Here is a 13,677-nt window from a genome sequence, read left to right as displayed (position 1 = left end):
ATCGACTCAAACAAGCCGGGGCCATGCCCCGGCATTGGTTATGCCTTGATGGCCAGCGCCTTGACGGCGGCGGTATCTTCGAGCAGGGCGTCGAAGCGATGGAACATCAGGAAACCGACCAGACCGAATTCGGCATACTTCTCGGCCAGGCGGCGCAGAGCCATGCCCTTGACGCGGCGGATCTGGAAGTAGCTGAAATCGCCGTAAGCCACGGCCTTGGCCCCTGCTGCCACGCTAGGCATCCCCTGGTCGATCTGGTACTGGTCGCCGTCGATGGTAGCAGGGGCTACACCGGCCACGTCCGGCAGCCAGAGCGGGCGGCCATCGCCATCCTTCATCTTTTTGAGACCGAGCAGGGTGTTATCGTTGAACAGCCAGCGAGCGGTGGCGAGACGATAAGCCGGATCCACCGCGTGCTTGAGATCGAGCAAATCGGCATGGGAGAGTGAACCGGATGCCGCCGAAGTCACACCGCCAGTGACCTGATTGAGCAGACCCTTGATGTTGTTGCCAGCACCACTGCCACTGATCAGCTGCTTGGCCTCGCCACGCCCCAGGCGGGAACCGAGGCGGCGGGCAACCAACCCGGTGATATCGACACCGCTGTCCTGCAGCAGCTCGTCGGAGATCTTGACGATGTTGGAGGTCATCTTCTTGGCCCCGATGCTTACCTGGCCGAACTCCGCGTCATCTTCGGTAGACTCCTGATTCTCACCGACCATCACCCCCTCTTCGAGGGTGCCGTCGGTGGTAACCCAGGTGATGGGGTTGCCGCTGTCGGTTTCGAACACAGTGGCGATATTGGCGAGGCCGCCGAACGCCTTCATGGTTTCGACCACCCGGTTGCGGAACTCGGTCGGCACGGTGAAGCCACCCTTGGCATCATCATTGGTCACCTGGGCGCGCATCTCTTTGAACAGCTGACGCTGCTCGCCGTCGAGCGCATCAAACCCGCCACGCAGCACAGTATCGAGTACCTTCAGCTGGCGAGCCTCGGCAACACTGGTGTTGGTGTCGATCAGAGAGCGGCGCTCTGGGTTGTCGTTGAGGTCGTCAGAATCCAGCTTGAGCAGGCGCTCCTCTCTGGCGATGGACGCATCCAGATCGTCCAGCTCCTTACTCATATCCCCCCACTGCTTGGTCAGGGAGTCATCCCAGCGCTTCTCGCTGTTCTCGTCGTTGAGTTTGCGCATCTGACCGGCGATGGTGGCGCGCTTCTGCTTCATTTCATTCAATTTCATGGGGCATCTGCTCCGTTAGGACAACAAAAAACCCGCCGAAGCGGGTCAGGGTTTACAGCGCGGTCAGGCGCCGATCAGCTTCAATTCTCGCTCCCGTCGCAGGCGATCCTGCTCTATCTGGGCGCGGCTCTCGGTGGCCAGGTAATCCTGCATGGAGCGGGAGGCAGCGGCAGAATCCGGGTAAGCCGGGAAGGCTACCGGGCCGACATCGTAGAGGCGGGCAAACTTGGTGATCTCGCGGATCAGCAGGCCGTCATCGTCGTAGTACCAACGTTCGCCATCGTGGGCCACCCTGAAGTTGAACGAGCTACCGTCGATGTCTCCCCGTTGCAGCGGGGCCAGCACCAGATCCCGCACCGTCTGGGTGTCAGGGGCGTCGATCTCGTAGCGCAGCCCGGTGTCATCCAGGGTCAGACGCAGAGTGCCGCTCTTGGTACGGCCCAGCACAAAGTTGGGGTCGTGGTTGAACAGCCCGCGCACATCGTCCTGCATCACGCTGTCGAAGGCACCGGGCTTGATGATCTCGCGAAAGCCGCCGAGGTTTTCGCTCAGGCTGTTGAAGGTGGCGCCATAGCCGATGATCTTGGCCCCCTGCCCCTCTACACCGGGATCGGCGCGCACCTCGCAGCGGAAGAAGCGTCGCTCCCGATCACTGGTCGCTGTTGCTTGGGTCATCTTTAACCTCGTCGTTGGTGTTTTTGTCTTTATCGCCGATCAGCTTGCTCGCGTTGACAGAGACCAGCATCTCGTCCAGCCCATCCCTCGGGTTCTTATCTTCGAGCAGACGGACCTCGTTGCGGGACATCCAGCCATCGGTGATGGCGTAGTGATAGAACTCGGCCCGCTCTTTGGCAGTACCGCGCAGCAGACCGGCCAGGTTGAACTTGACGTAGTAGCCCGCCCGCCGCTCCATGTCCGTGAACAGCTTGCGGTTGAGCTCCATTTCCCAGCGCACCACCCAGGGCATGATGCTGTGCCGCACGAAGTGGATGGCCTGCTCGCTGATGTTGGAGAAGGTCGCCTTCTCCAGGTCGTTGATCATGTGGCTGGGGACGTTGAACAGCCCGGCGATCTCGCTGCGGTTCATCTTCTGGGTGTCGAGGAATTGCGCCTCTTCCGGCGAGATGGTGATCGCCTTGTAGTCCAGATCTCCCGAGAGCAGGGCTGTGCGGCCGCTACCCTTGCCGATACCGCCCTCTTTCCAAGCAGATTTCAGGTTGGCGCGGTGTTGCTTGCCGAGATCGCCAACAGCGTTGGGGGTTTTGTCGATCAGAATGCCGGAGGGGCGACCACCGCCACCGAAGAACTGCGAGCCATATTTCTTGGCCGCGAGGCCCAGGCCAATGGTCTCGGCGTGGTAGCGGATCGGGCTCATTCCCCAGTAGCGGCTGCCGCCAAATCCCTTGATGTGGGCGGCGTCATAGATCGGCAGTGCAAACCAGCGCTGCTCCTGGGCGTCGTAAGCGGGGTAATACCAACCGGAGGCACCCCTGACAGGCTCGCCGATGTGCTCCGGCTCGAACAAATCCAGTTCGATCAGCTGACCACGCCGGTCACGGCGCAACCGGGTGATGGCGTTGCCATTGGTCAGCACCACCTGCTGGGCCTGCTCGCGCCAGTCGTAGCTGGATTGCCACTGGTTGGGCGAGGTGGAGAGCAGGGCGTGGGCAGGATGATCGTTGCCGTCCACCACGTTGCTACCGTCCCGGCGCATTACATGAAGCGGGAGCTGGGCCATGTTGCTCGATAGCCGATGGACACAGGCATAGACCGCCGCCAGGCGCATGGCAGTTTTGGCGGTAACGGCGATGCCGCTGTCAGTCATCGGGGCCAGGCCAAACCATTCGGCCAGCGCCGGATCTGACGAGGACAGCACCTCTGCGCGCGATTCACTCCCGAGCAACATCCCGAGCATGGCGGTCTCCCCATCGTTTCAAAATTACCAGGACGACCAGCAGGGCCAGCCCTATCAGCAAGCCACCGACCAGCAACAGGGCGGGGCCGAGGCCATAGGTGAAGTAGGCCCCTGCGCCAATCAGGCAGAGGCCGAGCAGCAGCGCTGCGTCAATCAAGACGCGCATCAGTCGGGTCATAGTCATCATCTGCATAGGGGCTCATAAACTCGCCCTTGTTGAGCATGGCGCGGCCCACGGCCATGATGGCCGCGACGGCGCCGTCGATCTTGGCGTCGCGATTCCCCTTGCGAGGGAACACGTTTTCGTTGGCATCCTCCTTCGCCATGACGTTGGAGATCATCCAGTTGAGCACCGGATTGCCGTCATGGTGCAGGCGCCCGGAGGCGATCGCCGATTCGATCTCCTTCATCGGCGCGCTGAGGTGTGCCGTGGTCTGCGGGATCGCCACCGGCAGCCAGCCGGCCGCCGCGATTTGCTGGGCGAGCTGCGCCGAGTTCCATGGGTCGTGCGGCACCTCGCGGGGCGAGTAGACATTCGCCAGGCCGATCACCTCTCCCCCGATCTCGCCGAAATCTATCTCGGCGCCATCGGTGGCATTGAGGGCCACCCCTCCGCTGTTGTGCCAAGGGGTAGCGATCCACTCCTGATAGCGCGCCATGTTGCGGTTGTCCGGGTCGTTGACCGTCTCCTCCGGCAGCCAGTGGCGGCTGAACAGGTAGTAATGGAGCTGGCCGTCCGACTCGTAGCGGGCGAATACGATCACCATGGAGCAGACGTCGAGCTTGCTGGCCAGGTCGAGCGAGAACCAGCAGGGGCAACCGATGAAGTCCTCTATCCTCAGCGTCGTGTCACCGGCGGCTTGCCAGTGGCCGAAGTTGAAGAAGGTGACGGCGGCGGTCGTCCAGACGTTGCAGTGCTTGATCAGGTACTTGGTCTGATTGCGGGCGCTACGCTTGGCGCGCAGCAGCTGGGCCGCCAGGTAATCTTCGAACACCGACACGCCAAAATTGGGGTTGGCCTTGCGCAGGGCCTCGATGCTGTAGGGATCATCCCCATCATCCAGGGTGTAGATGAGTGCAAATAGCTCGTCATCGGGTTCGACCTCCGCGAGCATCTTGACGCACTCGTCCCAGAACTGTTTGCAGGGACCGGTCGGGTCAAAGCCCGCCGTACTGATGACCAGCATCAGCGGCTGTTCACGGGCCCCCATACCGGTGTCCATGGTGTCGAACAGCTCGGCGGTGTCGTGCTCGTGGTACTCATCGACAATCGCCAGGTGGGGACTGGAGCCATCGCCGGGGTTACCAATGATGGGTTCAAACACAGAGCCATCCTGGCGCATCATCTTCTTGGCGGCGACCATGACACCGAAATGACGACGCAGGTTGGGTAACTGGTGCGTCATCTGCAGGGCTGGCTTGAACACCTCCCACGCCTGTTTCTCGGTCGTCGCCCCGCAATACACCTCGGCGCCCGGCTCGTTATCGGCGGCGAACATGTAGAGCCCGTTCCCGGCCGCGACGATGGACTTACCATTCTTGCGCGGCACGAACAGGGCCGCCCGCCGAAACCGGCGCAGGCCGTCCTTCTTGCGCTTCCAGCCGTAGACGCAGGCATGAAAGAACAGCTGCCACGGCTCCAGGGTGATACGGCGCTGGGCCAGCGGCAGGCGCCGCCATTTCCCCTTGGTGTGGGGAAGCAGTTGTATGAACTTGCAGGCCCGCTCGCCGGCGGCGATGTCGAACCTGTACGGATAGGCTTTATCCTTGGCCTTCTCCAGATCGTCCAGGTGGCGCTGGCAGGCCTGCCGAACATAGAGCCCGGCGGTGATTCGACCCGAGACAACGTCGCGGGCGTACTTGTTCGCGGCGTTGACATTCGGATTGGCGGCCATGATCAGAAGGTCCTAAATTCATTGTCCCCCTCGGGGTCGCCGCCTCCGCCACCGCCCATCAGCCGGCGGTAACTGGTCGGGTCCAGACCAAGCAGACTACCGACCCGCACCAGGGTAGACAGCGCATCCTGACGCACAGCGACCGCCGGGTGCTTCTTGATGCCGCTCTCGGTCGGCGTGGTGATCCCGTCCTCCTTGATCATCTTCTTGGCGGTGAGATACAGATCGAACGAGTCGCAATAGGCCAGCACCAGCGGCAGGTGATCTCCGGTGAGCTGTTTGCGGTTGATCAGGATCTTGATGGTCTGCTTCCACAAAGCAGCGGCGGGGGCGGAGTCTTGCAAATCTTCGGGAACAGGGGGCGCCCTGGTGATCAGTTGGTCGGAGGCAACCGCCGGCAGATCTCCGCCAGTCGGGCGGCCTCCCCCTGCGGCTCTTGTCATAAACGCACCTCGTGTGACATCACGCCACCACCTCAATCGGTGGCCGTGACATCACGCTGGAAAATTTTTCTTATTTCCCGCCCGTGTAAAAATCCCTGGGCGGCGGTACTAAGGGGCGAAAAGCTGTAGGGATTTGACCACCCCCTCCCCGCCTAGTCCGCGCCCGGCCTGGATTCAATGGGTCAGGTTGGATCCCGAAAAGGATCTCAAAGGGGTGGCATCAAAAGGGCATGTTTTCCGGTCAGCACCTCAAACTCAGGCCATTTCACCGGCTTTTCAGTCGCTCGCGGGCGGTCTTGGCACCATGACAAGGAGCACAAAGACTCTCAAGGTTCGCATGGTCGTCCGTTCCGCCGTGGGTCTTGGCCTTGATGTGGTCAACCGTGGTGGCCTGGGTATAGACCCCTGTCCTGATGCAGGCTTGGCACAGGTAGTTGTCCCGCACCAAGATGATGCGGCGGAGCTTGTCCCACTCCTTGCCATACCCTCGTTGGTGCCGCGATTTTCCCGCCTGGTGCGCCACCCAGCCCGAAACGCGATGCGCATCGCACAGGCCGGAACGGTCAGCAGTTAGGGCTGGGCAGCCACCGGGGTGACGGCATGGCTTCATCCGTTTCGGTGGCATCCTATTCCTTAACCAGAGACTGGTAAGCCCGTTCGCAGGCTAATCCTGATGCTCGAGCTCGGTCATAAGCTGCTGCCAGCTCACCCGCTCTTTGGTCAGCCCTGCCGAGCACGTCGGCGAGCACCACGCTGGGCTGGGCTGCTGCCTCGCCTCGCTGGGTAGCGTGGGGATTGCTGGCGCACTGACTTGCTCGGGCTGCCAGTCGCTTGGCTTGCTCGCGCAGGCTGTCAGCAGCAGCATCGGCAGCAGCAGCGTCAGCTTCAGCCCGGGCAATCTGTTGTTCTGCATGTTGTCTCACTCCGTCAATGGCGGCTTGTCTGCGCTGCTCTTCCTCGCGCACCAGCTCGATGGCCTTGGCCTTAGCCTCGGCCAGCTTCAGGGCCTGCTTGTCCCACTTCGACTGCCAGGCGGTGTCGGTCACGTTGACGCCATGACGATAAGCGCCCCACAGGGCGCACAGGGCGATGGCAAGGGCCACCAGGTAGGGCAGGGCACGGCGGAACAGGTCGGCGGGCATCATTCAGCGTCCTCTAGTGGAGGAATGGCCACAGTCTGCCCGGCCAGGTGATGGGTGCAGTCATCCATAAACTGGATGCGCCCATCAGTGACGAAAGAGTGGCAAACGATCTGCTCACGCTCGCCACTCTCCAGCAGACGCCACGGATACTGCACCAGGACCGATGGGGAAAACGTGGGATGCAAGGCGCTTCCATTCCAAGTCCAGCGCGGACGGCCATCACGCTCGATGTTCACGCCGTGCAGGATCTTGCAGCCAGGGCACGCGAAAAACAGCATACCGTCTGCCTTCTCCAGGACCGGGGAAATTCTAATGAACTCGCTCATGATGCGCCTCCCTTGCACTTCGCATTGAGGCGCAGCCGGTCTTTCCAGAGCCCGGGGCATACCCGGTTCCCCGGTACCGAGCAGTCCTGGTTGCCGGAACGCTTGAATAGCAGGATCGCCTCGCAGGCCCCGGGGTAGTCGCCAGCGTTCAGGCGCTTCACGATGGTGGATCGGCAGAAGGCGCCGGGACCGATGTTGTGGGAGAGCTCGACATAGGCGTCGAACTCATACTGGTGGAGTGGCACCTTGATGCAGGCCTTAAGGGCATTCTCGAACACCCGCACCTCCCGAAGGCTCCTGTTCACCGCGGCGACGGGCGTGATGGTGTCACCCATCTTGACCCCTTCGGTGCTCCCAAAGCCGATAGTGGGGAGCTTGGTACCGTGTACGGGGTCGGGGTAAGCCGTCGGCTCAAACCCCTCCCGATTCAGGATCCCCACAAAGCCGGCAGCACTGAGAGTGAGCGCCGCTATGGCAATTCGTACTTTTGTCATGCCTACCCCACCTGCTTGGCGCGTGGCTTGATGATGTTCGACCAGATAAACCAGCCGATCTGAACCGAAAGCCACACAAGCGTCGCGATCAGCACCCAGTCATTCAAAGAGACACCAGCCCACGACATACTCACCACCGCTACAGGAGGGGCAGATTTCGCAGCTTCACCGACCACAGTGGTAGCGATCTGCTCATGTCCTTGATTCATGAATCCACCCCAGAAACGAAAAAACCCCGGCTAAGCCGAGGTTTGAGAGCAAGAAACAAAAAAGACCGCAACCTTTCGGGTGCAGTCTTCCATCGTTGGCAATCAGCCTACACAAAATTGCAGGTGGCCGTCAAGCCACCCTCACCTGCACAAGCAACAACCCCGCCGAAGCGGGGTTCTAGGGGCAAGTGACTTACCGCGTCGTATACCAATAGCGCGCCTGCGCCGCTGACTCCTGCTGGTGGCACCAATCCAGCACGGCCAGATAGAGCGGATACCAGCCCAGCTCCCATTGCCCACGGGTCAGTCCACCAGCCAACGGTTCAATGGCGCGTCTGATCTGAGTACCCGGGATGGGGCGTAGCCCGGTACCACCACAGCGTGGGCACACCTTATCAATCGCCTTGCCGTGCAGGCGGCTCAGTTCCAGGTCGCGGATCACTCCCCGCCCCCGGCAGAACTGCGGGTGACAGGAAGCCCCAGGAGTGTCAGCAGTGCGGCAGTAGTGTTCCAGGGCCAGCTCGGCCACCCGGCGCAAGGCCATGCCATGGCCACGTTCCTTGTTGGCCCCCACATAGCGGGGGGCAATCTTGGTGCACTCGGCTTGCACAGCTAGCAGGGCCTTCTTGGCATCCCCTAGGTCTTTGCAGTAACGCGCCATCACCAGCGCCATGCCGGCACCATTGTGCTTCTGAACCATTCCCAATGCCGTCATCACATCACTCTTTGTCAGATGAGAACGCCCCGTTGACTGGGCCTGATAGGCCTGCAGCATCACAGAACGCGGATCCCCTACGGTAATTGCATATTCAAAGCGCACTCATCACCTCCACCGTTACCGACACCATTCCCCCTCTCACTACTGGCCCGCGCTCCACCAGCAACCGGTCGATCTGGCTATCGTCCAGCCACACCCCGGCGTGGGTTAGGGCGTCTTGCACCGCCTTCACCGTGTTATCCAGATCCCGGGCTCGCCGGTCAGGGGCCTGCACCACCAGCCGCAGGGCCAGCCGATCGGGAATCTGCTTGCCGGCTAACTTGGCAGCCAGACAGGCATCGGCCGCAGCTTTGCGATAAACCCTCCCCTCCTGGCTCAGCAGGGTTCTGGGCTTACCGCTCACGGCCACATTGCGCCAGATCCGGTTGGTTGAAGGGGGCCATGGCAGGGTCACTGTCCATGAATCAGCTTTTGGCATTGAACACTCCCAGGGAGCATGCCAGCTCCAATGTGTTGATCACGTGCTCCAACTGCGAACCGTGCTGGGCCTCCCAGGCCTTCCACCCGATCCGGTGCAACTCCATGTGTGGCTGGTGGGCGAGTGGGAACACCATCAGATCATGCGCCTTGCTGCCCATCACGCTCATACCGTGACCTACGACATGGTGCGCCTCGATGCCCTCGCGCTGGCCAGTCACCACACAGGGCAACTGCCGGACAAAGGCCAGGTAGGCTGCACACTCCCAGCGCTGGCGCTTGGGCCTGCCCAGGTGGAGGGCCGCGGGTTCTGGGTCGATCTGACGAATAGCTGGTTTGGCATTGATGCGAGCCCGCAGATCAGCCAGCGGATCGCGCTCTGCCACCTCAAGGCGATGATCACGATAGCGGGCATCGGTCTCCCGGTTACCGCGGGGCGACCACTTCCGATCCGGTTCGATGGGTGCCAGGCGACAGGCAGAGCGCAGCAGCGGATCCGGTAATGAAGGCAGCACCTTGTAGACGGTCGCCCACCAGCACAGATCCCGGGCAGTCAGGTCAGCAGCGGCCACCCCACACCAGCCAGCGACCCGCTGCAGCACAAGCTGCGCCAGCCACCCGGCCACATCGGCGAGGCGGATCGGTAACTGCCCATTGCGGTGCTCGTTGTCGTGATGCCAGCACAAAGGCAGATGGACCCCCTCCACCTCTGCAGTGACGGTTTCCCCAATGCAGCCATCGGCTATCACGCAAGCCGTGGCATTGGCGGTCAGCAGCTCCCCACCGGCGGCATTGACCACTGCGGCGCAGGCCAGGGCCGACACCAGCTCAGGGAACTGGGCCAGCAGGTCAGCCCCCTGATCGCGCACCAGGCGCACCGGCTTGCCAGCCAGTTGACGCCTCACCGCCGGCAGGCTGTCGCCCAGCGGTACCAGGGCCAGCCCCAGTGCTTCGACAAACACGGCGCTTCCTGCGCTCACGCTTGCCCCCTGATCGCATTCAACTGTTGGCGAAACCACTCACGGTGCTCTTCATCCACCTCATCGATGGCGGCCACCACGACCTCACGCCCGATCTCATTGCGCCGCCGGCGCCAGACCAGCAGGTGCGCCTGCTTGATCAACTCAATGCGTTGCCGATCGGCCGATGGCAACATCGCCAAGTTGTGGCTCATGCCGCCACCCCGCGCAGGATGCCGTCACGGATCAACCGCTCCACCAGCCACTGCTGACCCTTGCCGGTGATCAAGGGCGTGAAGCTGATGCGGCGCTCGCCGTTGCTGTCAAAGGAGCTTTCCCGGGTCGCGAACAGCCCACGGTCCACGTACTCCTGCATCGGCAGATTCCAACGCTCCCCGCGGCAACTCATCAGGATCTTGCGCTCCCGCAGCAGGGCGAACAGGGTGTTGGGGCCCAGGCCCACCGTCTTGGCGAACGCCGACAAGGTGATCCCCTTCTCCACACTGGCGATCTGCTTGGCGAACTCCACCGCCGGGGCATCCATCGCCACCTTCTGTTCCAGCGCCATCTTCTGCTCGGCCAGCTCGGCAGCAAGGCGCAGTGCCTCCGGCAGGGTCTGGGGGATCATCATCGCGGGCTGGTGGGCTTGCTGCTCCAGCTCCTGCCAGCGGCGAATAATCCGGATCCGCAACTGGGCGCTGTAACCGGCCACCAGACAAAGGCTCTCGTCCTTGTCCAGCAACAGGCACGGTTGAGCACGACCAAGGCTGTCCTGATAGTCGGCTGACTTTTCAGCCGATTGAATCTCCACCAGCATCCGGCGAATATCGGCCAGCACATTCTTGTGCTCCTTACCGGTCAGCTCGGCGATCTCCACGCTGGTCATCGTCAACGGGGCTGCCCCCTGCATCATCAATTCCATCTTTCTCCCCCCATCGACACATTCGCGGCCAGGTACAACGCCAAGCCGGCCAGTAACAGCACCGCCAGCATCGGCATCACGAGATCGCGCATGGAATCATCTCCAGCGTGACGGGCCGCTGCTGCTGGCCGCGCAGGGTATTAACCGCCTTCACCACCTCCGCCAGCTCGGCCCCCTGCACCAGGTAATGCCCGGCACGGTGAGCCTGCGAGGTAAACCCCAAGTGCGCCGGGCAATCCGACACCTCAAGGCGCACCTGCACCGGCAGCCAATCCTTCACCTCCGGGTACACAGCCACCCGCACATACCGGGCGCGGCGAATGTCCCGCTCACAAGCCTCACTGAACGTCACAGCCATCACCCCATCCTCCCGGTAATCGTCACACCCTCGCGGCGCAGTTCGGCCTGCACCTGCAGCAATTCGACCTGAACCGCCTCATCGGTCACCTCGCGATCACGCACATAGACACGGGCCTCCGCCTGCATCTCGCAGGCTCGCAAAGAGACCTGGCGGCCCACAGGGGCAGACTTCGGTACCGGATTGCGCTGCAGGATGGTGGCCTTGACCTCGGCCGGGCGCGGGGCGAACTGGCGGCCAGCGTCATCGGCCAGCTCTAACACTGCCTCGCGGATCTGCTGGGCGGTGAACCCGCGCAGTTGAACACCCCAGGCCATGGCCACGCCGCGGGCATTGGCATCCAACTGGCTGGCACTGGCGGGCCAGCATCCGGCCATCAACGGCAACAGCTCATCGGCCAGGAACATCGACATGCCGGTGCTCACCTGCAAAGTGGCCTGATTCACGGGCAGGCTGGTCACGTTAGAGGGGAGTGTTGTCGTCATAATCGACCCCCGCGGCTCGCAGGGCCTGGGCCTGCTGTTGGGCTTGCGCCAGATTGGACAGGGTGCGCTGGTGGCCGCCAGATGGATTACCGCGCTTGGCCTGCAGCTGGTCCCACTTCTGGCGCAGCTTCTGCGGCGACAGCACGTTGGCACACCAGAACGCATCCCGGCTCACCCAGTCATACAGCTCGCAGATATCGCGGTGGCTACGCTGGTCCAGCTCGCGCATCAGCCGGATCACGTTCGCCCACTGCGCCCAGTTCGGCTCAATGGCGGTCGGGGTGATCAACTGCACCCGCCGGAACATCCACTGCGCGGTCATCAGGTCATCACCGGTTCCCCACGCCTTGCCGCTCGGGGTTTGGATGGCAGCCTCGGGAATCACCCGGGCCTTGGGTTCGGGAGCGGCAACCCCCTCGATGGCAGTTCCCTCCCCCTGCTGGTCGAAAGTCGCGTCAGCGAGTTGCGACGAAGAGTCTTTAAGATCTTTGTTTGTTTTATTGTTTATCTTGTTTAGATCTTCGGCGTGATACTCCGCGCCTAACTCCGCGCCATCAGATTGCGATACCACCTCCGTCCCCTGCTTTGATGCGGGTTGCAACTCCGCGCGAAACTCCGCGCCAATGTGTTCTGAAACTCCGCGCTGGTAAGGGTCGTAATTGAGCAGGGTGACCAGGGTATAACCACGGGTACCCTGCTTGCTGGAGCGGCTGATCATCCCCTCCTGCTCGAAAGCATCCAGGGATCGGCGGGCACTGTCTTCGGAGATGCCACAGGCCTCCCCAAGGGAACGGGCAGAGCCTACGACCTGGCCACGCTGGATCAACAGGCGATTGCCGTTGAAGCTCACCTCGCAGCGCTCGTGCGCCGCCTCCAGCAGCAGGTGCAGCCACAGCGCCTTGCGCACCGGATCGCGGTAAAACGGCACCTCCTTCAGGCTCTTGTACAGCAGGACAAACCCACTGCGACGGTTGTCGGCCACGTTGCATCCTCGCGAAACAGGGGCGGCCACCGGGGCCGCCAGTCTGACTACCTCACCCATGGCTCACCTTCTTCACTCGCGTCGGTTTGGCCGCCTTCTTGGCGTCCTTCTCCTGCTGGCGCAGCTTGCGTTGCAGCAACTTGGCCATCTTCTTTCCCTCCGCCAGACACTTGGCAAAGGCCTGCCCCTTGGCAAAGCACGGCGTGGTGCGAAAATGCCGCAGAGCCTCCTGGGTTGCGGGGTGCACCACATCCGGGGTGTATCCCCCCGCCGTCAGGATCTGCGCCACGTTGCGCTCGATAAACAGCTCAGGATGCATGGGCCACCTCCTGCAGGTGTTGCTGCAAACAGGCCAGATGGCGTTGCACCTGCTCGGCCGTGGCCGGGATGCGCAACCCGCTGTAGACCAGAAAGGCCCCCCGGGTGCCCACCACCAGCTTCGGCAACATGGGCGGGATGCACGCGCGGCGACTGCCTTGCGCCCTCGGCGATTGTTGGGTACGCTTGTTCACGTTGTTTTCTCCGCGAAAACCAACCTCGGGTCGGGCTGTTACAGCAGCGCCGGCCCACTCTTTTTGTGCTTCCTTCATCACTTCTCTCCTTGTGCATGTGGCCCCGGGAACGGGCGCACCTGACTGGCTACCGACTCTTCCAGGCTCAACAGCTCCTTGATGGCCCGGTGCACTGCCGCCGTGATGGCCTGCCGTTCCACGGGGTCGATCACCCCGTCTTGCCGCGCCTCCCGCAGCTCGCCAAACACTGCCGCCACCACCTCGCCCACCAGCATCACCTGGTCGGCCAGCTCTTCTTCGGTCACCGTGCTATCAGGCAGGGCCACCAGCGTATGGCCGCGGGCCAGCGCCCAGGCCTGCAGGATGGCGTTGTCACCGGTTAGCTCGGTCACCGCCATTGCCTCGGACAGGGTCAGGTGGTGGTCTTCGCAAGCAGGGTTGAACTTGTTGTTCAGGGTGGTCGGGCGCTTGGAGCCCATCAGGCGGGCCAGATCGGTGATGTTGTACCGGCGGCTCAGCTGATAAGCGGCGTCAATAGGGTCAGATGCGTGGGAGTGATCCCGCTTGACTCTCGTGGTTGTTTTTTTGGCTTCTGTCAT

General features: G+C 62.4%; 22 protein-coding genes. All 22 read right to left on the bottom strand.

The genetic code is table 11. The features are described from left to right. Positions 1 to 38: 38 nt before the first annotated feature. On the bottom strand, positions 39 to 1,241 hold the full coding sequence (locus OKC28_RS11785; RefSeq protein WP_270689313.1) for a phage major capsid protein: 1,203 nt from the start codon (positions 1,239 to 1,241) through the stop codon (positions 39 to 41). A gap of 63 nt (positions 1,242 to 1,304) precedes the next feature. Next, positions 1,305 to 1,916, bottom strand: coding sequence for an HK97 family phage prohead protease (locus tag OKC28_RS11780; RefSeq protein WP_270689312.1), 612 nt, complete (start codon positions 1,914 to 1,916; stop codon positions 1,305 to 1,307). Then, positions 1,891 to 3,156, bottom strand: a complete 1,266-nt coding sequence (locus OKC28_RS11775; RefSeq protein ID WP_263719520.1) for a phage portal protein — start codon at positions 3,154 to 3,156, stop codon at positions 1,891 to 1,893. Before OKC28_RS11775 ends, OKC28_RS11780 begins: the two co-directional genes overlap by 26 nt. Next, positions 3,131 to 3,322, bottom strand: a complete 192-nt coding sequence (locus tag OKC28_RS11770) for a hypothetical protein (RefSeq protein WP_128341918.1) — start codon at positions 3,320 to 3,322, stop codon at positions 3,131 to 3,133. The genes OKC28_RS11775 and OKC28_RS11770 overlap by 26 nt, the downstream gene beginning before the upstream one ends. After that, positions 3,306 to 5,051, bottom strand: a complete 1,746-nt coding sequence (locus OKC28_RS11765; protein ID WP_270689308.1) for a terminase large subunit — start codon at positions 5,049 to 5,051, stop codon at positions 3,306 to 3,308. Before OKC28_RS11765 ends, OKC28_RS11770 begins: the two co-directional genes overlap by 17 nt. Before the next feature lie 2 nt (positions 5,052 to 5,053). Then, positions 5,054 to 5,494, bottom strand: a complete 441-nt coding sequence (locus OKC28_RS11760) for a phage terminase small subunit P27 family (RefSeq protein ID WP_223940217.1) — start codon at positions 5,492 to 5,494, stop codon at positions 5,054 to 5,056. Positions 5,495 to 5,759: 265 nt separating this feature from the next. Continuing rightward, positions 5,760 to 6,104, bottom strand: a complete 345-nt coding sequence (locus tag OKC28_RS11755; protein ID WP_234887970.1) for an HNH endonuclease — start codon at positions 6,102 to 6,104, stop codon at positions 5,760 to 5,762. A gap of 16 nt (positions 6,105 to 6,120) precedes the next feature. After that, positions 6,121 to 6,639: a DUF2514 domain-containing protein gene (locus tag OKC28_RS11750; protein WP_270689305.1), complete on the bottom strand. Its 519-nt coding sequence runs from the start codon at positions 6,637 to 6,639 to the stop codon at positions 6,121 to 6,123. After that, the gene (locus tag OKC28_RS11745) at positions 6,636 to 6,962 is read right to left on the bottom strand and encodes a DUF6527 family protein (protein ID WP_270689303.1); all 327 of its coding nucleotides are present in this window, start codon (positions 6,960 to 6,962) and stop codon (positions 6,636 to 6,638) included. Before OKC28_RS11745 ends, OKC28_RS11750 begins: the two co-directional genes overlap by 4 nt. Further along, complete coding sequence (locus tag OKC28_RS11740; protein WP_270689301.1) at positions 6,959 to 7,456, bottom strand: lysozyme; 498 nt, start codon at positions 7,454 to 7,456, stop codon at positions 6,959 to 6,961. Before OKC28_RS11740 ends, OKC28_RS11745 begins: the two co-directional genes overlap by 4 nt. A gap of 2 nt (positions 7,457 to 7,458) precedes the next feature. Continuing rightward, positions 7,459 to 7,665: a hypothetical protein gene (locus tag OKC28_RS11735; protein WP_073349951.1), complete on the bottom strand. Its 207-nt coding sequence runs from the start codon at positions 7,663 to 7,665 to the stop codon at positions 7,459 to 7,461. A 193-nt stretch (positions 7,666 to 7,858) separates the two neighbouring features. After that, entirely contained in the window at positions 7,859 to 8,380 is a 522-nt protein-coding gene (locus tag OKC28_RS11730; RefSeq protein ID WP_232300634.1) for an antitermination protein Q, read from the bottom strand. Positions 8,381 to 8,474: 94 nt separating this feature from the next. Beyond that, the gene (locus OKC28_RS11725) at positions 8,475 to 8,861 is read right to left on the bottom strand and encodes a RusA family crossover junction endodeoxyribonuclease (protein WP_270689299.1); all 387 of its coding nucleotides are present in this window, start codon (positions 8,859 to 8,861) and stop codon (positions 8,475 to 8,477) included. Next, positions 8,848 to 9,840 carry a DUF968 domain-containing protein gene (locus tag OKC28_RS11720; RefSeq protein ID WP_270689297.1) on the bottom strand — a complete coding sequence of 331 codons (993 nt, stop codon included), beginning with the start codon at positions 9,838 to 9,840 and terminating at the stop codon, positions 8,848 to 8,850. Before OKC28_RS11720 ends, OKC28_RS11725 begins: the two co-directional genes overlap by 14 nt. Next, positions 9,837 to 10,034, bottom strand: coding sequence for a DUF3283 family protein (locus tag OKC28_RS11715; protein WP_270689295.1), 198 nt, complete (start codon positions 10,032 to 10,034; stop codon positions 9,837 to 9,839). Before OKC28_RS11715 ends, OKC28_RS11720 begins: the two co-directional genes overlap by 4 nt. Then, the gene (locus OKC28_RS11710; RefSeq protein ID WP_270689293.1) at positions 10,031 to 10,741 is read right to left on the bottom strand and encodes a phage regulatory protein/antirepressor Ant; all 711 of its coding nucleotides are present in this window, start codon (positions 10,739 to 10,741) and stop codon (positions 10,031 to 10,033) included. Before OKC28_RS11710 ends, OKC28_RS11715 begins: the two co-directional genes overlap by 4 nt. 76 nt (positions 10,742 to 10,817) lie before the next feature. Then, positions 10,818 to 11,099 (bottom strand): hypothetical protein, encoded by a 282-nt coding sequence (locus tag OKC28_RS11705; RefSeq protein WP_050498211.1) that lies wholly within the window; start codon positions 11,097 to 11,099, stop codon positions 10,818 to 10,820. Then, positions 11,099 to 11,584, bottom strand: a complete 486-nt coding sequence (locus tag OKC28_RS11700) for a hypothetical protein (protein ID WP_210558236.1) — start codon at positions 11,582 to 11,584, stop codon at positions 11,099 to 11,101. The genes OKC28_RS11705 and OKC28_RS11700 overlap by 1 nt, the downstream gene beginning before the upstream one ends. Continuing rightward, entirely contained in the window at positions 11,562 to 12,626 is a 1,065-nt protein-coding gene (locus OKC28_RS11695) for a hypothetical protein (RefSeq protein WP_270689291.1), read from the bottom strand. Before OKC28_RS11695 ends, OKC28_RS11700 begins: the two co-directional genes overlap by 23 nt. Continuing rightward, entirely contained in the window at positions 12,619 to 12,885 is a 267-nt protein-coding gene (locus tag OKC28_RS11690; protein WP_270689289.1) for a hypothetical protein, read from the bottom strand. Before OKC28_RS11690 ends, OKC28_RS11695 begins: the two co-directional genes overlap by 8 nt. Beyond that, positions 12,875 to 13,156, bottom strand: a complete 282-nt coding sequence (locus OKC28_RS11685; protein ID WP_202605895.1) for a hypothetical protein — start codon at positions 13,154 to 13,156, stop codon at positions 12,875 to 12,877. The genes OKC28_RS11690 and OKC28_RS11685 overlap by 11 nt, the downstream gene beginning before the upstream one ends. Further along, positions 13,156 to 13,677: a phage regulatory CII family protein gene (locus OKC28_RS11680; RefSeq protein WP_270689287.1), complete on the bottom strand. Its 522-nt coding sequence runs from the start codon at positions 13,675 to 13,677 to the stop codon at positions 13,156 to 13,158. The genes OKC28_RS11685 and OKC28_RS11680 overlap by 1 nt, the downstream gene beginning before the upstream one ends.

It is taken from the genome of Aeromonas sp. D3 (genome assembly GCF_027705025.1).
Lineage (GTDB): Bacteria > Pseudomonadota > Gammaproteobacteria > Enterobacterales > Aeromonadaceae > Aeromonas > Aeromonas salmonicida.
This window is presented reverse-complemented; position numbering and strand designations above follow the sequence as displayed.